Annotated in this window: 20 protein-coding genes; 16 read left to right on the top strand and 4 right to left on the bottom strand. The window is 68.1% G+C overall.

Going from position 1 to position 18,935, the window contains the following annotated elements:
• Both IEV99_RS16670 and IEV99_RS16665 read right to left on the bottom strand, forming a co-directional pair.
• Complete coding sequence (locus IEV99_RS16670) at nt 1-432, bottom strand: aconitase X swivel domain-containing protein (protein ID WP_371875798.1); 432 nt, start codon at nt 430-432, stop codon at nt 1-3.
• On the bottom strand, nt 423-1,685 hold the full coding sequence (locus IEV99_RS16665; protein WP_188518861.1) for an aconitase X: 1,263 nt from the start codon (nt 1,683-1,685) through the stop codon (nt 423-425). The genes IEV99_RS16670 and IEV99_RS16665 overlap by 10 nt, the downstream gene beginning before the upstream one ends.
• Nucleotides 1,686-1,836: 151 nt before the next feature.
• On the opposite strand from IEV99_RS16665, the gene IEV99_RS16660 reads away from it, so the two are divergent.
• The 11 genes from IEV99_RS16660 to IEV99_RS23995 all read left to right on the top strand — a co-directional run bounded on the left by IEV99_RS16660 (nt 1,837) and on the right by IEV99_RS23995 (nt 12,391).
• Entirely contained in the window at nt 1,837-2,292 is a 456-nt protein-coding gene (locus IEV99_RS16660; RefSeq protein WP_188518860.1) for an SRPBCC family protein, read from the top strand.
• Nucleotides 2,293-2,636: 344 nt separating this feature from the next.
• Nucleotides 2,637-3,131: a (2Fe-2S)-binding protein gene (locus IEV99_RS16655; protein WP_188518859.1), complete on the top strand. Its 495-nt coding sequence runs from the start codon at nt 2,637-2,639 to the stop codon at nt 3,129-3,131.
• Between the two features lie 91 nt (nt 3,132-3,222).
• Complete coding sequence (locus IEV99_RS16650) at nt 3,223-5,586, top strand: xanthine dehydrogenase family protein molybdopterin-binding subunit (RefSeq protein ID WP_188518858.1); 2,364 nt, start codon at nt 3,223-3,225, stop codon at nt 5,584-5,586.
• Nucleotides 5,587-5,772: 186 nt separating this feature from the next.
• Entirely contained in the window at nt 5,773-6,576 is an 804-nt protein-coding gene (locus tag IEV99_RS16645; RefSeq protein WP_188518857.1) for an FAD binding domain-containing protein, read from the top strand.
• Between the two features lie 319 nt (nt 6,577-6,895).
• Nucleotides 6,896-7,813, top strand: coding sequence for an AAA family ATPase (locus tag IEV99_RS16640; RefSeq protein ID WP_188518856.1), 918 nt, complete (start codon nt 6,896-6,898; stop codon nt 7,811-7,813).
• Between the two features lie 20 nt (nt 7,814-7,833).
• Entirely contained in the window at nt 7,834-9,066 is a 1,233-nt protein-coding gene (locus IEV99_RS16635; RefSeq protein ID WP_188518855.1) for a vWA domain-containing protein, read from the top strand.
• Nucleotides 9,067-9,088: 22 nt separating this feature from the next.
• Entirely contained in the window at nt 9,089-9,412 is a 324-nt protein-coding gene (locus IEV99_RS16630; RefSeq protein ID WP_188519707.1) for an XdhC family protein, read from the top strand.
• Nucleotides 9,412-10,038 carry a LysE family translocator gene (locus IEV99_RS16625; protein ID WP_188518854.1) on the top strand — a complete coding sequence of 209 codons (627 nt, stop codon included), beginning with the start codon at nt 9,412-9,414 and terminating at the stop codon, nt 10,036-10,038. The genes IEV99_RS16630 and IEV99_RS16625 overlap by 1 nt, the downstream gene beginning before the upstream one ends.
• 13 nt (nt 10,039-10,051) lie before the next feature.
• Nucleotides 10,052-10,753, top strand: coding sequence for an XdhC family protein (locus tag IEV99_RS16620; protein ID WP_188518853.1), 702 nt, complete (start codon nt 10,052-10,054; stop codon nt 10,751-10,753).
• A 4-nt stretch (nt 10,754-10,757) separates the two neighbouring features.
• A complete protein-coding gene (locus IEV99_RS24000; RefSeq protein WP_371875797.1) occupies nt 10,758-11,777 on the top strand; it encodes a molybdopterin-binding protein in 1,020 nt (339 codons plus the stop codon).
• Nucleotides 11,774-12,391 (top strand): nucleotidyltransferase family protein, encoded by a 618-nt coding sequence (locus IEV99_RS23995; RefSeq protein WP_371875796.1) that lies wholly within the window; start codon nt 11,774-11,776, stop codon nt 12,389-12,391. Before IEV99_RS24000 ends, IEV99_RS23995 begins: the two co-directional genes overlap by 4 nt.
• Here the strand turns inward: IEV99_RS23995 and IEV99_RS16610 are convergent.
• On the bottom strand, nt 12,388-12,543 hold the full coding sequence (locus tag IEV99_RS16610; protein WP_188518852.1) for a DUF2256 domain-containing protein: 156 nt from the start codon (nt 12,541-12,543) through the stop codon (nt 12,388-12,390). The two genes, IEV99_RS23995 and IEV99_RS16610, sit on opposite strands and share 4 nt — an antisense overlap.
• 219 nt (nt 12,544-12,762) lie before the next feature.
• Here IEV99_RS16610 and IEV99_RS16605 point away from each other — a divergent pair, with 219 nt between their 5' ends.
• The 5 genes from IEV99_RS16605 to IEV99_RS16585 all read left to right on the top strand — a co-directional run bounded on the left by IEV99_RS16605 (nt 12,763) and on the right by IEV99_RS16585 (nt 16,659).
• Nucleotides 12,763-13,050, top strand: a complete 288-nt coding sequence (locus IEV99_RS16605; protein ID WP_188518851.1) for an usg protein — start codon at nt 12,763-12,765, stop codon at nt 13,048-13,050.
• Nucleotides 13,051-13,219: 169 nt separating this feature from the next.
• Nucleotides 13,220-14,251, top strand: a complete 1,032-nt coding sequence (locus IEV99_RS16600) for an ABC transporter substrate-binding protein (protein ID WP_188518850.1) — start codon at nt 13,220-13,222, stop codon at nt 14,249-14,251.
• A 37-nt stretch (nt 14,252-14,288) separates the two neighbouring features.
• The gene (locus IEV99_RS16595; RefSeq protein ID WP_188519706.1) at nt 14,289-15,041 is read left to right on the top strand and encodes an ABC transporter permease; all 753 of its coding nucleotides are present in this window, start codon (nt 14,289-14,291) and stop codon (nt 15,039-15,041) included.
• Nucleotides 15,029-15,787 carry an ABC transporter ATP-binding protein gene (locus IEV99_RS16590; protein WP_188518849.1) on the top strand — a complete coding sequence of 253 codons (759 nt, stop codon included), beginning with the start codon at nt 15,029-15,031 and terminating at the stop codon, nt 15,785-15,787. Before IEV99_RS16595 ends, IEV99_RS16590 begins: the two co-directional genes overlap by 13 nt.
• Before the next feature lie 269 nt (nt 15,788-16,056).
• Nucleotides 16,057-16,659 carry an exopolysaccharide biosynthesis protein gene (locus tag IEV99_RS16585; protein WP_188519705.1) on the top strand — a complete coding sequence of 201 codons (603 nt, stop codon included), beginning with the start codon at nt 16,057-16,059 and terminating at the stop codon, nt 16,657-16,659.
• Between the two features lie 6 nt (nt 16,660-16,665).
• Here IEV99_RS16585 and IEV99_RS16580 read toward each other — a convergent pair whose 3' ends face one another.
• Nucleotides 16,666-18,858 (bottom strand): putative bifunctional diguanylate cyclase/phosphodiesterase, encoded by a 2,193-nt coding sequence (locus IEV99_RS16580; protein WP_188518848.1) that lies wholly within the window; start codon nt 18,856-18,858, stop codon nt 16,666-16,668.
• Nucleotides 18,859-18,935 lie beyond the last annotated feature (77 nt).

Genomic DNA, 18,935 nt, shown 5'->3' with positions numbered 1-18,935 from the left:
TCAGGCGGCCGTTCGCGACCGGATCATCCCGCCCTCGATCTCGACCTGCTGACCCGCGAGGCCGCGTTGGTCCTGCGCCGAGACGCGCAGCGCCGGCGGGATCGCCCAGCCCATCTCGCGCGCCACCACGAGGCCGAGCAGCAGAATGGCGTCCGGCTCCGGCATCAGGATCGCGGCCGGAGCCCGGCCGGCGTGAACGAGTTCCAGCAGCACGGCCGACGCCGAGGACGAGCCGATCGTGCCCGGCAAGGCCAGCACGCGTCCGGCGATGTTTTGGCCGCGCTCGGGGTGGCGCGCGTCAATGATCGTGCCGGTTTTCGGATCGACTCCGCCCCAGAAGCTGATCGGGGCCGTGAGGGCGAGCACGTCGCCTTCCACCACGGCGTTGTCGGCACCGTCGCCCGGCAGCAGGATGTCGGCGGTCAGCTCCACAGTCTCTCCTCCCGGACGAGGCGGCCCGCGACCGCGCTCTCGACGCAGTCGGCCAACGCGCCATATTGCACCGCGAGGCCCGTATTGCCGGGCGCGTAATGGGCGAACTTGCCCGAATTGGTCATCAACACGCCGTCGGTTCGCTCCAGGATCGGCGTCACCACAACGCAGGTGTCGGCCACGAAGGTGATCCCCTGCCGCTCCAGCCGGGCGCGGCTGCCGTCCGCCTCGATGGCGCGGATCACGTGCCGGCCCGTGCAGGCGTAGAACGGCACCGCGACGCGACGGCCATCGAGCAGCCGGTCGAGTTCCGCGACCTCGTCAGCCGACAGGTGGGGACTGCCGATCGCGATAGCGTCGACGGCGTCGCCCTCGGCGGTGGACAGGCGGGCGCTGGCGGCGCGCATCATCGGGCCGGTCACGACGATGCGCTTGCACTGCGCGAGGCCATCCGCGCCGCCGCAGGCCGTCGCGAGGTCGGGCGCCTCTGGCGTCACGCCCGCGACGTGGAACAGGCCGACGCCGCCCGAGGAGGCCGATGCCGCGCCCATCGCTTTCAGGCGGTCCTCGGTCGCCAGGCCCTCCAGCCCGGTCACGACGCCGATCTCGGAGCCGAGCGTCAGGCCGTACCAGGTGCCGAACACGGGCCAGAACGCCTCGGATGCGCGCAACTTCGGCGATAGGCCAGACACGTCCACCACCACGGCGGCGCGGCGATTTTCCGGCCGGTGCAGCCCGTAGTCGGGCGCGACGCCCGCGATCGCGCAGGCGATGTCGAGGAAGTCGCCATACCGGTTGGTTCTGGCGCCCAGCACCGAATTGCAGAATACCACGGCGTTGGATTCGCCCCAGGCGACATCGGAGCCGACGGCAGGGCGATGACCGGCCTGGTAGGGCGCGCAGGTCCAGGTCGGCGAACAGCCCAACGCCTCGTAGGCGCGCATCATGCGCTTGGCCATCTCGCGCTCGTGCGGCTGCAGGCGAACCCGGGAGCAGCCGACGAGGTCCAGCGCTCCGACGTTCAGGGTCGCCTCCACCTGCACGGAGGCGCCGCCATCGACCAGCGCCTCGGCGAACAGGGTGCCGGAGTCGCCATGGTAGAGCGCGCCGTCGATATGGGCGGACGCAACCGGGATGAGGCGCGGCGCGCCCATCAGCCGGGCGGCCTCGGCGACGATGCGCATCGCGATCGCGGAACCACGCCCGTGTTCGCCGGCGGCGGCGGCCTGTTGTTCTGGCGTGAGCGTGAGCATGCCTCACCTGCGTTCGGGGCGATCCCGGCGCGTTGCGGCGGCGCGCGGGACATGGTCTGATCGGTCGACTGTAGCAGGGCCGGAGGGACGAGGCGCAAGCCTCCCGCGCCGGCCTCGCGCATTTCAAGTGTGTTTTGGAGGAGAACGACCCATGGCCATGACCATGTCCGGCGATTTCGTGCTGCCCGCCGACAAGGCGACCGTGTGGGCCAAGCTCAACGATCCCGACGTCCTGCGCGCCTGCATCCCGGGCTGCCAAAGCCTGGAGACGACGGGCGACAACGGCTTCGCGGCGGTTGCCAAGGTCAAGGTCGGCCCGGTGAGCGCCACCTTCAAGGGCAAGGTCACGCTGTCCGACATCGACCCGCCGAACGGCTACCGCATCACGGGCGAAGGCGAGGGCGGCGTGGCGGGCTTCGCCAAAGGCGGCGCAGTGGTGAAGCTGGAGGACGCCGAAGGCGGTACGAAGCTCACCTATGATGTTGAAGCGCAGATCGGCGGCAAGCTCGCCCAACTTGGCGGCCGGTTGATCAATGGCGTCGCCAAGAAGATGGCGGACGAGTTCTTCGCGAATTTCGCCAAGGCGGTGGAGCCGCAGGCGGCCTAAGCCTCCGCTCCACTGTGGCGAAGCCGGCATGGGAGCACACGGCCAAGCGTAGCCTTGTCGGTCGAGCCTTTGCCCACCTCGAAAACTTGCGTCAAAACGCGCGGATTTGGCCCATCTTTCTCATCCGTCAATCCGCTTGACCCCGTTTTCAGGGCGTACCAAACTCGAATCCTTCCAAGCTGGACGGCGGCCCACCAGAGCGGCCGATCCTGCTGCAGGACGCGGCCGGCCGTCTGTTCAGTGTTCGCCGACAACGCACCATGAGTTCGCCGCGCGAGCGGCCAAAAACGAGTCGCCGATCCCGGCCTTCGGGCTCCATGGCGGCGCACCAGTGGAGGACTTGGATGACGATGATTTCGATGACGGTGAACGGCAAGGCCGTTTCGGGGAACGTTGAGCCGCGCACGCTTCTCGTGCAGTTCCTGCGTGAGAACCTCCGGCTCACCGGAACGCATGTCGGCTGCGACACCAGCCAGTGCGGCGCCTGCGTGGTGCATGTCGACGGCGCGGCCGTGAAGAGCTGCACCATGCTGGCGGTGAGCTGCGAGGGTTCGCACGTCACCACGATCGAGGGGCTCGCCAACGGAACCGAGCTGCATCCCATGCAGGCCGCCTTCCGCGAGCATCACGGCCTTCAGTGCGGCTTCTGCACGCCCGGGATGATCATGACTGCGGTGGACATCGTGAACCGCAAGGGCTCGACGCTGGACGAGCACACCATCCGCGAAGAGCTCGAAGGCAACATCTGCCGCTGCACGGGCTACCACAACATCGTGAAAGCGGTGGAAGCCGGGGCCCAGGCGATGGGCGCGGGCGGCATGCAGGCCGCGGCCGAGTAGGGCGTCTCTTTCGAACCATCCCATTTGCGCCGAAGCCGTCCCGGACCCTGATCCAATTCAAGATCGGCCGGCGCCCCCGAGGAGGAACATCATGTCAGCCACCGGCATCGGCGCGCCCGTGCGCCGTAAGGAAGATTTTCGATTCATCACCGGCAAGGGGCAGTACACGGACGACATCAATCGTCCCGGCCAGACCTATGCGGCCTTCGTGCGCTCACCCCACGCCCATGCGGTGATCAAGTCCGTCGACGCGAGCGCCGCACTGGCGTCGCCAGGCGTGGTGTCGGTGCTGACAGGCCAGGATCTCGAGGCCGACAAGATCGGCGGCCTGATTTGCGGCTGGATGATCCACAACAAGGACGGCTCGCCGATGAGCGCCGGGGCGCATCCGGCGCTGGCGGTCGGCAAGGTGCGCTACGTGGGCGACCACGTGGCGGTGGTGATCGCCGAGACCTTCGCGCAGGCCCGCGACGCGGCCGAGAAGGTGATGGTCGACTACGACCAGCTGCCCGCCGTGGTGGACATGAACGAGGCGCTCACGGGCAAGACCGTGATCCACGACGTCGCGCCCAACAACCGCGTGTATGACTGGCATCTTGGCGACAAGGCCGCCACGGACGCCGCATTTGCGCGCGCCAAGCACGTGACGCGGCTCGACATCGTCAACAACCGGCTCGCCCCCAATCCGATGGAGCCGCGCGCCGCGATCGGCGACTACGACAGCGGCCAGGAGCAGTTCACGCTCTACACCACGAGCCAGAACCCGCATGTGGCGCGACTCGTGCTCTCGGCCTTTATCGGCATCGCGCCCGAGCACAAGCTGCGCGTGATCGCGCCGGACGTGGGCGGCGGCTTCGGCTCCAAGATCTTCATCTACGCCGAGGAGACAGTGTGCGTCTGGGCGGCCAAGAAGGTCGGCAGGCCGGTGAAGTGGGTGAGCGACCGGACCGAGGCCTTTCTGGCCGACGCGCATGGGCGCGACCACCTCACGCATGCGGAGCTTGCCACCGACGAGCGCGGCAAGATCCTCGGGCTGCGGGTGAAAACGAAGGCCAACCTGGGGGCCTACCTTTCCACCTTCTCGTCGTCGGTGCCGACTTATCTCTACGCGCCGCTCCTGTCGGGGCAGTACGACATCCCGGCGATCTACGCCGAGGTCGAGGGCGTCTACACCACCACCGCGCCGGTGGACGCCTACCGGGGCGCGGGCCGGCCGGAGGCCACCTTTGTGGTGGAGCGGCTGGTCGAGGTCGCGGCGCGCGAGCTGGGGCAGGACCCGGTGGCGTTCCGCAAGAAGAACTTCATCCGCAAGTTCCCGCACCAGACGCCCGTGATCATGGCGTATGACGTCGGCGACTACACGGCCTCGCTCGACAAGGCCATGGAGATGGCCGACGTGAAGGGCTTCGCCCGGCGCAAGCGCGAGAGCGCCCGCAAAGGCAAGCTGCGCGGCCTCGGCTACTCGGCCTACATCGAGGCGTGCGGCATCGCGCCGTCGGCCGCGGTGGGGTCGCTGGGCGCGGGCGTCGGCCTGTGGGAATCGGCCGAGGTCCGTGTCAACCCGGTCGGCACCGTCGAGGTGCTGACGGGCTCGCACTCGCACGGCCAGGGCCACGAGACGACGTTTGCGCAGCTTGTGTCCGACAGGCTCGGCGTGCCGATCGACCAGGTCGCGATCGTGCATGGCGACACCGACAAGGTGCAGTTCGGCATGGGCACCTACGGTTCGCGCTCGGGCGCGGTCGGCATGTCGGCGATCTCCAAGGCGCTCGACAAGGTGATCGCCAAGGGCAAGAAGGTGGCCGCCTACGCAATGGAGGCCTCGGAGGCCGACATCGAGTTCAAGGACGGACGCTTCAGCGTGTCGGGCACTGACAAGTCGCTCGCTTTCGGCGAGGTCGCCTTGCAGGCTTATATCGCGCACAAGTTCTCCGGGCAGGAGTTGGAGCCGGGGCTGAAGGAAGGGGCGTTCTACGATCCCACCAACTTCACCTTCCCGTCGGGCGTCCACATCTGCGAGCTGGAGATCGACCCCGAGACAGGCGTGACCACGATCGCGCGGTGGACCGCGGTGGACGACTTCGGCACCGTGATCAACCCGATGATCGTGGAGGGCCAGGTGCATGGCGGCATCGCGCAGGGCGTCGGCCAGGCGCTGTTCGAAGGGGTCCATTACGACGCCGACGGGCAGCTCGTGACGGCGTCCTACATGGACTACTGCATGCCCCGGGCCGACGACCTGCCCAGCTTCGACGTCGGCACGACCTCGACGCCGTGCCCCTCCAACCCGCTTGGCATCAAGGGCTGCGGCGAAGCGGGGGCCATCGCTTCTCCGCCGGCCGTGATCAACGCCATCACGGACGCGCTCGGGCACGAACACATCGCCATGCCGGCGACGCCCCAGGCCGTGTGGCTGGCGGCGCAGCGCCGGCTGCCCGCCATCGCGGCGGAGTGAACGGGCGATGAATTGAACACGGCGGCCGTCGCCGCCCTCGTCCTTTGAGGCCCTGTGGGCCGCTTCTCAGGATGAGGGACAGGCGACGCCGCCATCCCGTTCCCCTCCTGAGGAGCCCTGCGCTGCTGGGCCTTGCGAAGGATGAGGGAACGGCTCCAGAACGCGAATGATAAGGGGACCCGACCCATGTACGCCTTTTCCTACCATCAGCCGAAAACCGTGCGGCAGGCCGCCTCGCTGCTCGCCAAGAACGAGGATGGCAAGATTCTGGCCGGCGGACAGACGCTGCTGCCGACCATGAAGCAGCGCCTCGCCGCACCGCCGGCGCTGATCGACCTCAGCAAGGTCGAGGGCCTGTCTGGCATCGAGCTGAAGGGCCGCTCGCTCGTGATCGGAGCCATGACCAAGCACGCCCATGTGGCGACGTCCGAGATCGTCCGGCAGGCGATCCCGGGCCTCGCCGACATGGCGGGCCTGATCGGCGATCCGGCGGTGCGCAATCGCGGCACCATCGGAGGCTCGGTCGCCAACAACGATCCGGCCGCCGATTATCCGGCCGCCTGCCTCGCGCTGGGCGCCACCATCATCACCAACATGCGCAAGGTCCCGGCCGACCAGTTCTTCACCGGCCTCTTCGAGACCGCGCTTGAGCCGGGTGAAGTCGTCGTCAAGGTGGCGTTCCCGATCGTTTCCAAGGCGGCCTACGCCAAGTTCCGCAATCCGGCCTCGCGCTACGCCATGGTGGGCGTGTTCGTGGCCAAGCGCGGTTCCGACATTCGTGTCGCGGTGACGGGCGCGGGCGCCAACGGCGTGTTCCGCGCCACCGCGCTGGAAGAGGCCCTGAAGAAGCGCTTCTCGCCGAAGTCGCTGGACGGCATCTCGATGCCGGCGACCGGCATCAATGGCGACATCCACGCCTCACCGGAATACCGCGCGCACCTGATCACCGTGATGGCGAAGCGCGCCGTGACGGCCGCGATCGGGAAGTAAGGCAGGGTTCGGAGGCCCTCACCCCAGCCCTCTCCCCGTGCCGGGGAGAGGGGGCGTGCTGCGGCTGTCGCGCCATTGCGCCCTTCGCCCCGGCAGGGGGAGAAGGTGGCGCGAAGCGCCGGATGAGGGGTCGCTGATCCCGAGATGCGAAGGCCCTCACCCCGCCGCCGGGGAGAGGGGGCCATCGCAATTGCCGCGCTGTTTCGCTTGCGCCATGCGCCCCGGTCGGACGCGATCCTTCTTTGGCCCTAGTGGCGCCGGGCCGTGAGCGCGCTAGGTTCTGCGTGCGTCTCGCCGGCGCACGGAGATTTCGACCCGCATGGCCCACCCGCTTCCCACTTCTATCGACGAGACGCTGAAGCTGCTCTCCGCCGGGTCCTATGTGGCGGACCGATCCCTCGCGACCGTGATCTTCCTGGCGCTGCGCATGGGGCGTCCCATCCTGCTCGAAGGCGAGGCGGGCGTCGGCAAAACCGAGATCGCCAAGGTGTTGTCCAGCGTGCTGGGCCGCAAGCTCATCCGGCTTCAGTGCTACGAGGGGCTCGACGTCTCCTCGGCCGTTTATGAGTGGAACTATGCCGGCCAGATGATGGCGATCCGCATGGCGGAGGCGGCGGGCGGCGTGGATCGCGGGCGGCTGGAGGAGGACGTGTTCTCCGAGCGCTACCTCGTGAAGCGCCCGCTGCTCCAGGCCCTGGCGCCGGACGTGAACGGCGCGCCCGTGCTGCTGATCGACGAGCTCGACCGCACGGACGAGGCTTTCGAGGCCTTTCTGCTGGAGGTGCTGAGCGACAACCAGGTCACAATCCCGGAACTGGGCGTGATCAAGGCCGACCACCCGCCCATCGTGATCGTGACGTCGAACCGCACCCGCGAGATCCATGACGCGCTGAAACGGCGCTGCCTCTACCATTGGGTCGGATACCCGAACGCCGAGCGCGAGCTGCAGATCCTGAAGGCCAAGGCCCCCAAGGCGCCGGCGCGGCTGTCGCGCGAGATCGTCAACTTCGTGCAGGCGATCCGGGCGCAGGACCTGTTCAAGGCGCCGGGCGTGGCCGAAACGCTGGACTGGGCGTCCGCCCTGGTGGAGCTCGACGCCGTGGCGCTCGATCCCGCCATTGTGTCGGATACGCTGGGCGTACTGCTGAAGTACCAGGACGACATTCAAAAAATGCAGGGCTCGCGCGTGAAGGCGATCCTGGACGAGGCGAAGGCCGCGGCGAACGCCAAGGCCTGACGAAGCGCGGGAAGGTTCCGATGGACGCCGCCGACCCGATCCCGGACGACACCGGCAAACTTGCCGAGAACATCGCATACTTCGCGCGCGCCTTGCGGGAGGCGGGGTTGCCGGTCGGCCCTGGCTCCGTGCTGGACGCGCTGGCCGCCGTCGAGACGGCGCGCATCGGCACACGGGCGGACTTCTACTGGACGCTGCATGCCGTGTTCGTGAAAAAGCACGAGCACTCGGACGTGTTCGAGCAGGCGTTCCGCATCTTCTGGCGGCGTCGGGCGCTGATCGAGAAGATCATCTCGACGATGTCCCCCGCGACGCCTCCGTCGCGCGACGAGAAGGAGCGCAAGCCGGACGCCGCGGCGCTCCGGGCCGCGCAGGCTCTGTTGAAGCAGGACAAGCCGCCTGAGCCGCAGGAGGAGCGGCAGGAGGAGTTCTCCGCACGCCTGACCGTGTCGGAACGTGAGATCCTGCAGGGCAAGGACTTCGCCCAGATGACCGCCGAGGAGATCGGCCGGGCGCAGCGCGCCATCGCGACGCTGCGGCTGCCGGACGACCGGACGTTGATCCGGCGCATGATCCCCGCCGCCCGCGGGCCGCGTATCGACCTCCGCCGGTCGCTGCGTCAGTCGTTGCGCGGCGGCGGGGCGGGCATCGAGCTCGCCCGCATGGAGCAGGCGACGCGGCCGCCGCCCGTGGTGGCGTTGTGCGACATCTCGGGATCCATGGCGGACTACACGCGCCTTTTTCTGCACTTCGTTCACGCGATGACGGACGCGCGGCGGCGGGTGTACACCTTCCTGTTCGGCACGCGGCTAACCAATGTGACGCGGGCGCTCAAGAGCCGCGATCCGGACGAGGCGCTGGCGTTGTGCTCCGCACAGGTGCAGGACTGGTCAGGCGGCACGCGCATCGCCACATGTCTGCATCAGTTCAACCGTGAGTGGTCCCGGCGTGTGCTGGGCCAGGGCGCGGTGGTGCTGTTCTTCACGGACGGGCTTGAGCGCGACGGCGTGACCGACCTGACGACGGAAATGGACCGGTTGCATCGGTCGTGCCGCCGCCTGGTGTGGCTCAATCCGTTGTTGCGCTACGATGGTTTCGAGGCGCGCGCCCAAGGCATTCGCGCCATGCTGCCGCATGTGGACGAGTTCCGGCCGATCCACAATCTCCAGTCCATGGAGACGCTGGTGAAGGCGCTGGCCGCCGAAGGCAGCATGGACGCCGATCCGCGGCGTTGGCTGCGCAAGGCCGCTTGAAAAGGAGCGTTGGAGAATGACCATGCTGGCGACCGACAACGACATCATGAACAAGGCCGAGGCTTGGCGCCGCGAAGGGAAGGGCGTCGCCATCGCGACCGTGGTGGAGACCTGGGGCTCGGCGCCACGACCGGTGGGGAGCCATCTGGTGATCGATAACGACGGCAATTTTCTCGGCTCGGTCTCGGGCGGCTGCGTCGAGGGCGCGGTGGTGACGGAGGCCGTTGACGTGATCGAGAGCGGCGCGCCGCGCATGCTGGAATTCGGCGTCGCGGACGAGACGGCCTGGAAGGTCGGGCTCTCGTGCGGTGGGCGCATCCGCGTTTTTGTCGAGAAGGTGGATTGATGGCGTCCTTCGACGTGCTCGTCGCCTTTGCGATCGCGACGGCTGTTTTCGCCTACATGCCGGGCCCGGCGCTGCTCTACACAGCGGCCCAGACGGTGGCGCGCGGGCGTCGCGGCGGGTTCATGGCCGTGCTCGGCATCCACCTTGGCTGCTACGCCCACGTGCTGGCGGCCGCGCTGGGCCTCTCGGTCGTGTTCACCCACGTCCCGGAGGCCTATGCGGCCGTGAAGCTGATCGGCGCGGCCTATCTGGTGTGGCTCGGCATTGGGATGATCAGGAGCCATGGCTTAGTGGAGGCGCCGGCGGTGCAGCCCAGGAGCGTGCGACGGGCGCTGCTGGAAAGCGTCATGGTGGAGCTACTCAACCCCAAGGTGGCGATCTTCTTTATCGCCTTCCTGCCGCAATTCGTGGACCCGGCGGGATCGCTGCCCGTGTGGGCGCAGTTCCTGATCCTGGGCGTTATCGTCAATCTCAGCTTCTCGTCGGCCGATGTGATGACGGTGCTGTTCGCTTCCGCGGTCACGCGGCGGATCAAGGAGGCCGGCCGTGTGCAGGCCGTCATGAAGGCGGTTGGCGGCGCGGTGCTGATAGGGCTCGGCGCGCGCCTGGCGCTGGATCGCAACTGAACGGGAGACGGCCATGAAGCTCGAAATCCTCGCCGCCCTGAACGCCGAGCGCGAAGCCCGCCGCGCCGCAGTGCTGGTCACCGATGTCGCCAGTGGCGAGCAGCGGCTGGTCCGCGAAGCGGACCTTGCCGCCGATCCGCTGGCAGGCCTACTGGCCGAGCGGCTGCGCATGGGCAAGAGCGGCATGGCGGAGACGCCGGCCGGCGACGTGTTCCTCACCGTGCAGGCACCGCCGGTGCGCATCGTCGTCATGGGCGCGGTGCACATCAGCCAGGCGCTTGTCCCCATCGCGCGGCTGCTCGGGCACGATATCGCGATCGTGGATCCGCGCACTGCGTTTGCGACCGCGGACCGTTTCCCGGATGCGCCGGTCTATGCCGAATGGCCCGACGACGTGCTGCCGAAGCTCGGCGTGGATCGCTACACGGCCTTCGTGGCGCTGACGCACGATCCCAAGATCGACGACCCGGGCCTCGTGCATGCCCTGAAGTCGCGGTGCTTCTATGTCGGCGCGCTTGGTTCGCGAAAGACTCACGCCCGGCGGGTGGAACGACTCATGGCGGCGGGCTTTACGGAAGCCGACATCGCGCGCATCCATGCGCCCATTGGCCTGGCGATCGGCGCGATCAGTCCGGCCGAGATCGCGCTCTCGATCATGGGCGAGATCACAGCCACCTTGCGCCGCAAGCCAGAGGCCGCCGCGGCGGCGGCCTGAGCGGATGCTGTTCGGGTCCGTGCCGCTCGACGAGGCGCTGGGCGCGGTTTGCGTCCATGCGGTGCGCACGAGCGACGGCGTCGTCAAAAAGGGAACGCTGCTGGGCGAAGGCCAGATCGCGCAATTGCGCGCCGCCGGCGTGGAACAGGTCGTGGTCGCGCGGCTCGAGCCCGGCGATGTCGGCGAGGATGAGGCGGCCCGGCAGCTTGCCGAAGCCGTTTCAGGAGTGGGCGTTCGTGTAGAGAAGCCGTTCACCGGGCGGAGCAACCTCTTCGCCGAAGCCCCCGGCGTGCTGGTGATCGACCGCGAGGGCGTGGATCGGCTCAACAGCGTCGACGAGGCGATCACGCTCGCGACCCTGCCGGCCTTCAAGCCCGTGCAGGCGGGCGAGATGATCGCAACGGTCAAGATCATTCCCTTCGCGGTTCCGCAGCGCGACCTCGACAGCGCTTTGGCGTCCGCCAACTCGGCGCCGCTCGTTCGTGTTGCGGCGTTTCGGCCGCTCAGGGTGGGGGTTGTTTCGACGCTGCTGCCGACGCTGAAAGCCTCCACAGTGCGTAAAACGCTGCGCATCTTGGAGGAGCGGCTGGCCCCGGCCGGCGCTCCTGTCGTGGCCGACATGGAGGTGGACCACGACACGCGGGCTCTAACGTCGGCGTTGACCACGCTGGCTCAAAGCGACGCCGAACTGATCCTGGTATTCGGGGCGTCCGCGATCACGGATCGGCGGGATGTGATCCCGGCCGCGATCGAGGCCGCGGGCGGGGTGGTCGAGCATTTCGGCATGCCGGTCGATCCCGGCAACCTGCTGCTGTTTGGGCGGTTATCCGGCAGGCCCGTGCTTGGGGCCCCGGGTTGCGCCCGCAGTCCGGCTGAGAATGGCTTCGACTGGATGTTGCAGCGTCTGCTTGCCGGCTTGCCGGTCGGGCGGCGGGAAATCACCTCGCTCGGGGTTGGCGGGCTGTTGATGGAGATCGTCCAGCGGGGCATGTTGCGCTCCGGCGGGGCGAAGGAGGACGGATGACCGCTTCGCTCGACCGCATCGCCGCCATCGTGCTCGCAGCGGGCCGCTCGACCCGGATGGGCGGGCCCAACAAGCTGCTTCTGGAGCATGACGGCAAGCCGCTGGTCCGTCTCGCCGCGGAGGCCGCTGTCGCGTCAGGCGCGACGCCGGTGGTGGTGGTGACGGGCCATCAGGCCGAAGCCGTCGAAGCCGCGCTGGAAGGGCTCGGCGTGCAATTCGTCCGTAATCCGCGTTACGCCGATGGGCTGTCCACGTCGCTGCAGGCGGGCGTCGCGGCGCTTCCCGAGGCGGCTGATGGAGTGGTGGTCGCGCTCGGCGACATGCCGCTGGTTGATGCGCCGCTGATCCGCCGCATGGTCGCGGCGTTTGAGGCCGCGCCCGGAAGCGTTGCGGCCGTGCCGGTACACGGGGGCGAATGGCACAACCCGGTCGTCATCGCGCGGGCGCTGTTTCCCGAAATTGCGGCCCTGACGGGCGACGCCGGCGCCAAGAAGCTGTTGGAGCGTCGCCGCGACCAGGTGATCGAGGCGCCGATTTCGGACATCGCCGTGGCGCTGGACGTGGACACGCCTGACGCGCTGGCGAAGCTGCGCGACGTCGCTCCGCCGGCCTAGCGCTGGACGACCGGCTTTTCGCGCTTGCACCGCTCGGAGCAGAACTTCACCGCCTCCCAATCGCGCTCCCACTTCTTGCGCCAGGTGAAGGGTCGGCCGCAGGCCAGGCAGGTTTTCGTCGGCAGATCGGCTTTCTGGCGCATGCGGGGCACGGGCATCTTCCTCGCGGTCAGCCCCTTTACGGATGGGGCGGCCGGATGGCTCACCCGTTCAGGCAGGTTTCTGTCAGCAGTCGCCCGCGATGGCTGCCAAGTGTCTGACAAGAAACGTAAAATTTACATTTCGGCCCGAATCTTGAACCTTCGGTTCGTCCACATGTTCTCCGTTTGCCGGGGAGGGGCCCCGGCGATCCTTGGAGAGAAGGAGGCGCCATGGGTTCGACGATACGCCAGTCCGACGCGGACTTCATCAAGCAGATGCAGGGCTACGGCCTCACGACCGCTCACATCCTGTATTGCCTGCCGGATCATCCCTCGTTGCTCCAGACCTTCGTCTGGCAGGAGTATGACCTCGCGCCCAAGTTCCCGGCCCTGAACAAGTTCCTGACTTTCTGGCGCACCACGCTGGAAGGCCCCCTCCACTCGGTGCGCGTGGCGCATGCGCGGCTGATCAGGCCCGCGGAGCTGCGGCTTGCCAGCGGCGAGTACTTGCTGCAGTAGCGGCGGCATGATGGGAACGAGGTTCCCCGGCTGGCAGGAACGGCCATGTCAATCCGACATAAATACGTAGCTTGATGTGAATTGATATAATTCACGTGCACATCCTTGTTTTGGCGCGACCGACCCGCTACATCAGCGGGCACGAGACGCCAGACCCAGGGAGCGCCCGATGATCAACCGCCGCACATTCGTGACCGCCGCCGGCGCCGCGCTGGCGATGCCGGCTCTGGCGCGCTTCGGCGCCGGGCCTGCTCTCGCGGCGGCGCCGATCCGGGTCGGGATCATCCCGGTGCTGGGCGCCGCGCCCGCGATCGTGATGAACGGAGAGGGGTGGGGCAAGGCGGCCGGCCTCGAGCTCAGCTTCGTCACCTTTGAATCCGGGCCCAACATGATCCAGGCCCTCGCGTCCGGTACGCTGGACGTTTATGTGGCCGGCGTCGCCCCGCTCGCGGTGGCGCGCGCCAAGGGCGTCGACGTGCGGGTCGTGACCGCGACCGCCATCGAGGAAATGTCCATGGTGGCGGGCGGCAAGCTCGCGGCCGAATTCAAGGACGGCGTTTCGCCCGCCCAGGCCCTCGCCAACTTCCGCAAGGCCACCGGCAAGGCGGCGCGGCTTGCGACCCAGCCGGCGGGGTCGGTGCCCAACACAACATTGCAGCATTGGCTCTGGGAGGTCGCAAAGGCTGAGAAGGCCGACGCCGAGATCGTCCCGATGGGCATCGACGCCACTCAGCAGGCGTTGCTCACCGGCGCAGTGGAAGGCGCGACGATCCGCGAGCCGGCCGTCACCATTGTGACCAAGCGCGATCCGCGCATGAAGATCATCGCGCTGGGCGGGGCGATGTTCCCGCACCAGCCCGGCACCGTGGTGGCGTTCTCAGGCAACTTCCTGGCCCGCGACCCTGCCGCTGCGCAAACGATCGTGAATGGCGTCGTGAAGGCAGTCGAGCTGATCAAAACCAACCCGGACAAAGCCGCTCCTCACATCGAGGCGATGCTTGGCAAGGGGATCGTGGACGCCGCCACAATCAAGGCGGCGCTGACCTCGCCGTCCTCCAAGTTCGTGGCCGATCCGGACGCCATCGTGGACGCGACCCGGCTGATGCAGGCGTACCAGGTGAAACTCGGCTCGCTCGACAAGGAATATCCGCTGGACGGCCTGTTCGACCGCAGCTTCTACAAGAAGGCGATGCAGGGGTGAGGCGCGGCTCGGCGGCCCAGCCTGGCGCAAGGTGATGTTGACCGCGCAGCGTTCCATCGGCCTCGGGGCTCTTGGCCTCGGGGCTTTTCTGCTGCTCTGGGAGGGGTTGGTGCGCACCGGCGTGCTGCCGCCCATGCTGCTGCCTGCGCCGAGCCAGCTGCCGGCGGCGCTGATCAGCGAAATTCGCTCGGGGTTCTGGCTCGCCTCGGTGCAATCCAGCTTGGGGCATTACCTGCTTGGGCTGCTCAGCGGCGCGGTGCTGGGCGTGGGCCTCGGTATCGTCACGGGGCTCAGCCGCTCGGCCGAGGCGCTGGTGGCTTGGATCGTCCGTCTGCTGCGCCCCATTCCGGGCCTCGCCTGGGTGCCGTTCGCGATCCTGTGGTTCGGCGTGTCGACCGGCGGGGCGGTGTTCATCGTCGGCGTCGGGGTGTTCTGGATCTGCTACTTCGCCACTTTGGCCGCCGTGCGGGCGGTGGACCGCGACCTCATGGAGTTGGCGGAAGCCTATGGCTACCGCTCAGCCCCGGCCAAGCTGGTCAAGATCGTCCTTCCGGCGGCGGCGCCCGGCATCCTGGCCGGGCTGCGCACTGCGCTTGGGCAGGCCTGGATGGCCGTGGTGGCGGCGGAGCTCTTTGGCGTCACGGGCCTTGGCCAGCGCATGATGCAGGCTTCCAGCCTGCTCGCGACCGACATCGTGGTGGTCTACATGATCACGATGGCGGGGCTCTATGGGCTGATCGACACCGTTTTCGTGCTCGTGCAGAACCGGGTGCTCGCATGGAAAGCGTGATCGAGCTTTCCGGCATCAGTCTCGCCTTTGATCGTGGCGGGCGCCGGACCGAGGTGCTGCGCGGCCTTGATCTTACGGTCGGCAGGGGCGAGTTCCTCGCCATCGTGGGGCCGTCCGGCGTCGGCAAGTCGACGCTGCTGCGCGTCATCGCCGGGCTCGCCAGGCCGAGCGCCGGGACCGTGCGGGTCGCGCCGGGTGCGCCGGGCGCCGTGCTCCCGGTCGCGCTGGTGTTTCAGGATGGGCGCCTGCTGCCCTGGCGACGCGTGCTCGACAACGTGGCGTTCGGGCTGGAGCGCTCCAGCCTGCCCAAGAACGAGCGGCTGAAGAAGGCCGCCGATGCGCTTTCGCTGGTGGGCCTCGCCGCCTACGCGGACCGCTTTCCCCATGAGCTTTCGGGAGGCCAGCGCCAGCGCGTTTCGCTCGCTCGCGCGCTGGCGGTGGATCCCGAGGTGCTGCTGATGGACGAACCTTTCAGCGCGTTGGACGCGATGACGCGCGAGGGCTTGCAGGACGAGTTGCTGCGCATCCGCGACCGCACCGGAAAGACAGTGCTGTTCGTTACTCATGACATCGAGGAGGCGGTTTACCTCGCCGATCGGATCGTCGCGCTGGGTGGTTCGCCCGGAACGTTGCGCGTGTCGCAGCCGATCCAAGCCGCGCGCCCGAGAAGGCGTGACGATCCGGCGCTGCAGGCAGCCGCGCATGCGGTGCGACAAGATCTCGCCCGCGCGTCGGCTGCGCTGTAGAAGTGCACTCCCTGCATTCGCCACATTAGAGGCGTTGGTGCGGGCATACGGGGCTGCGGCCCGAGAGAGTTGGTTCATGCGTTGCGTATCGGCTAACCGGCGATGAGCGGTTTGGAATGAGCACTTGGGCAGACCGGGTGCTCCGGTTCGGCCGACGCGCGGAGCGAGCCCCGCCGCTGGACCACGACTTATCCGCGCTTGGCCGGGAGCCGGGCCTGCGCTATGCAGACGCCCGGCCGGACCCTGGCCGCCCCTCCCTCGAAGGCGTCATGCGGCAAGGCACGTCACGCACGTCCGATATTCTGGTGCGGCTGGTCGAGGACGCCAGGACCGATCGCGTGCCCGTGCGCGCCATCGTGGACGTGTTGGGTGAGCGCGCCTATGCGCTGCTGATCGTTGTGCTTGGCCTGCCCAACTGCCTGCCGATGCCGCCGCCCATTCCGCTGTTATGCGGATTGCTGCTGCTCTCAGTCGCGGTGCAGATCATTCTCGGCCAGCCGTCGCCGTGGCTGCCGAATCGGTTGCTGGCGCGCACCATTGCGCTGCACGACCTCCGCAAGGCGGTGGATCGCGCCGTACCGTGGTTGCGGAAGCTGGAACGCTTCGCCCGGCCACGCCTGTCGTTCTTTGAGCGCGCGGTCGCTTTCCGACTTGTCGGGGCGGCGTTGCTTGCCTTCGCGCTGGCGCTTGTGTTCGCCGCCCCGATCATCGGTCAGATTCCGCTCGGGATCGCGGTGGTGCTGGTTGGCCTGGGCCTTGTCGAGCGCGATGGCGTCGTGGTGATCGCCGGCCTCTGCTTCGGCCTGGTCGGGACGGTGCTGAGCCTTGGCTTCCTGTTCGCCATCATCGCGAGCGCGTCGGCGATTTTCTGACAGCGCTCAGGCCGAGCGGCTGATCGTCCCCTCGTCGGCGACAAGGCCGAGGAGTTCGTCGATCTTCTCGGGACTGACCGGCTTGCAGAACAGGAACCCCTGCAGCTGGTGGCAACCAACCGCCTGCAGAAAGCGCTGCTGCTCGGCGGTCTCGACGCCCTCGGCCGTCACGGTCAGCCCCAGCGCGCGCCCCAGGTGGACGCAGGAATGCACCAGGATGGCGCTCTCGCCGGTGGTCTCCATGGACTCCAGGAACGAGCGGTCGATCTTGATCTTGTCGAAAGCGAATCGGCGCAGGTAGATCAGCGACGAGTAGCCGGTGCCGAAGTCGTCGAGCGCGAAGCGCAGGCCCAGCGCCCGCAATTCCATCATGGCGTTCTCGGCCGCGTCGGCGTCGTCGACGAGCACGCCCTCTGTGAGTTCGAGCTCGACCCGGGCGGGATCCATCTCTTCCTCCTGGACGATCCGCGCCACAGTGGAGACGAAGTCCTTCTGGCGGAACTGCACCGGCGAGACGTTGACCGCTACGGTGATGTTCTTCCAACGCCGGCCGTCCTGGCAGGCGCGGCGCAGCACGTATTCGCCAAGCGGTCCGATGAGGCCGCGCTGCTCGGCCACCGGGATGAAGTCCGCCGGTGAAATTGCGCCGTGCACCGGGTGCGTCCAGCGCACCAGCGCCTCGACGCCCAGGATCTTGCGACCATCGGCGGAGAACTGCGGCTGGTAGACGACCTTGACCTCGTCACGTTGCAGCGCGTGGCGCAGGTCCTCCTCGACGATCTTGCGCATGCGCAAGGTCTCGTCCATTCCGACCTCGAAGAACGAATAACGGTTCCGGCCCTCGCGCTTGGCGCGGTAGAGCGCCACGTCTGCGAGGCGCATCAGCACGTCGCGCTCATTGGCGTTGTCGGGCGCGAGCGCGATGCCGATCGATATACCGACATGCGCAAGCACGCCATTGAGCTCGATGGGCTCGCGAATGGCGTCCAGAACCCGGTGCGCGAGCGAGGCGCAATCATGCGCGCTGCGCACGCCGGTCTGGATGATCGCGAACTCGTCCCCGCCGAAACGCGCCAGCGTGTCGGCTCCGCGCAGCACGCCCGTAAGGCGGCGCGCGACGATGCGGATCAGCGTATCGCCGGCGCTGTGGCCATGGATGTCGTTGATGTCCTTGAACTTGTCGAGGTCCAGGAACAGCACCGCCAGCCCTTCGCCGGTTGTGGCGAAGCGGGCGAGCTCGGAATCGAGCCGGTCGGTGAAGAAGGCGCGGTTCGGCAGGCCCGAGAGGCGGTCGTGGTTGGCGAGGTGTGTGGCCTCCGCCTCGCGGGCGACGAGTTCGGTCGTCACCTTGCGGACATGGTTGAACATGAAGACCGAGAACAGGCCGATCGCCAGCAGCGCCGCAACGATCGCCGGCAGGACGCGCTCGAGCACGATGTCGCCGGGCCGATCCTTGCGCCAGACCAGATAGGCCCGCACGGCGCCCTGTTCGTCGACGACCGGGAAACCCTGCTCCTGTGCGGCTACGGTTTCGAGGCGCAGGTTGGCGTGTCCGCTCGCGCGGCCGATTCGCTCCAGGGCGGCGGGCCCGAGTGGGACCGAGGCGGCTGCGATAAGCCCGCCAAAGGCGCTGTCGCCCTCGCGGGCCGGGGCCGCCACGGCCGCGGCCACGCGCAGGATGGCGCCGTCGAAGATCAGGCGGGCTTCGCCGGTGCGCAGCACGGCGGCGTCGGTCTCGTCCTGCGTGAGGGCGGTCGGGTCCCGGCGCAGCGCCATCCGGGCGAGCCGATCGCGCACGACCTGGATGACGCCGTTCAGGGCCGGGCGCACGGCGGCAAATCGGCGCTGGTCGCCGGTCTCGCCCGCGACCCGGCCGGTGACGACGACGTTCTCGGGCGTGAGCACGAAAGACTGGTCGAAGCCATAGGCTGTTTCCAGCGCGGCGCCGATGAAGCGCTGAGCGCGTTCGGCCGACATGGGATGCTGAAGCGCCGCGATGGCGTCCGAGCTCGAGATCGTGACCGCGAGATCGCGGAGCGCCTTGGCCTTTTCGTCGTCGAGAACGGCGGCCAGCATGGAGCGCTGGCGATCATTGGCGATTTCGTTGGCGCGCTGGCTGGCCAGTATGATGCCGCCCACCGCGAGCACGAGCAGGGACACCAGCACGGCGGCGACCGGCCAGACGATGCGGGCCGTCACCGACGCCGGTCCTCGCCGAAAAATACGCAACGCCATCATGCAGATCCGGCCAATACAGCAGCCGTTATCGCATCAAG

Origin of the sequence: Alsobacter metallidurans (assembly GCF_014636935.1) — a bacterium.
In the GTDB taxonomy this organism is placed as follows: Bacteria; Pseudomonadota; Alphaproteobacteria; order Rhizobiales; family Beijerinckiaceae; genus Alsobacter; species Alsobacter metallidurans.
Note: the sequence above shows the minus strand (reverse complement) of the source record. Positions and strands in the feature narration are given on the sequence as shown.

What these genes read in the sequence shown, in the direction of transcription:
- IEV99_RS16600 (WP_188518850.1), top strand. Translation starts at nt 13,220, where the DNA reads ATGATCAACCGCCGCACATTCGTGACCGCCGCCGGCGCCGCGCTGGCG.
- IEV99_RS16645 (WP_188518857.1), top strand. Translation starts at nt 5,773, where the DNA reads ATGTACGCCTTTTCCTACCATCAGCCGAAAACCGTGCGGCAGGCCGCC.
- IEV99_RS24000 (WP_371875797.1), top strand. Translation starts at nt 10,758, where the DNA reads ATGCTGTTCGGGTCCGTGCCGCTCGACGAGGCGCTGGGCGCGGTTTGC.
- IEV99_RS23995 (WP_371875796.1), top strand. Translation starts at nt 11,774, where the DNA reads ATGACCGCTTCGCTCGACCGCATCGCCGCCATCGTGCTCGCAGCGGGC.
- IEV99_RS16585 (WP_188519705.1), top strand. Translation starts at nt 16,057, where the DNA reads ATGCGGCAAGGCACGTCACGCACGTCCGATATTCTGGTGCGGCTGGTC.
- IEV99_RS16630 (WP_188519707.1), top strand. Translation starts at nt 9,089, where the DNA reads ATGCTGGCGACCGACAACGACATCATGAACAAGGCCGAGGCTTGGCGC.
- IEV99_RS16655 (WP_188518859.1), top strand. Translation starts at nt 2,637, where the DNA reads ATGACGATGATTTCGATGACGGTGAACGGCAAGGCCGTTTCGGGGAAC.
- IEV99_RS16635 (WP_188518855.1), top strand. Translation starts at nt 7,834, where the DNA reads ATGGACGCCGCCGACCCGATCCCGGACGACACCGGCAAACTTGCCGAG.
- IEV99_RS16590 (WP_188518849.1), top strand. Translation starts at nt 15,029, where the DNA reads ATGGAAAGCGTGATCGAGCTTTCCGGCATCAGTCTCGCCTTTGATCGT.
- IEV99_RS16640 (WP_188518856.1), top strand. Translation starts at nt 6,896, where the DNA reads ATGGCCCACCCGCTTCCCACTTCTATCGACGAGACGCTGAAGCTGCTC.
- IEV99_RS16650 (WP_188518858.1), top strand. Translation starts at nt 3,223, where the DNA reads ATGTCAGCCACCGGCATCGGCGCGCCCGTGCGCCGTAAGGAAGATTTT.
- IEV99_RS16665 (WP_188518861.1), bottom strand. Translation starts at nt 1,685, where the DNA reads ATGCTCACGCTCACGCCAGAACAACAGGCCGCCGCCGCCGGCGAACAC.
- IEV99_RS16660 (WP_188518860.1), top strand. Translation starts at nt 1,837, where the DNA reads ATGGCCATGACCATGTCCGGCGATTTCGTGCTGCCCGCCGACAAGGCG.
- IEV99_RS16620 (WP_188518853.1), top strand. Translation starts at nt 10,052, where the DNA reads ATGAAGCTCGAAATCCTCGCCGCCCTGAACGCCGAGCGCGAAGCCCGC.
- IEV99_RS16605 (WP_188518851.1), top strand. Translation starts at nt 12,763, where the DNA reads ATGGGTTCGACGATACGCCAGTCCGACGCGGACTTCATCAAGCAGATG.
- IEV99_RS16625 (WP_188518854.1), top strand. Translation starts at nt 9,412, where the DNA reads ATGGCGTCCTTCGACGTGCTCGTCGCCTTTGCGATCGCGACGGCTGTT.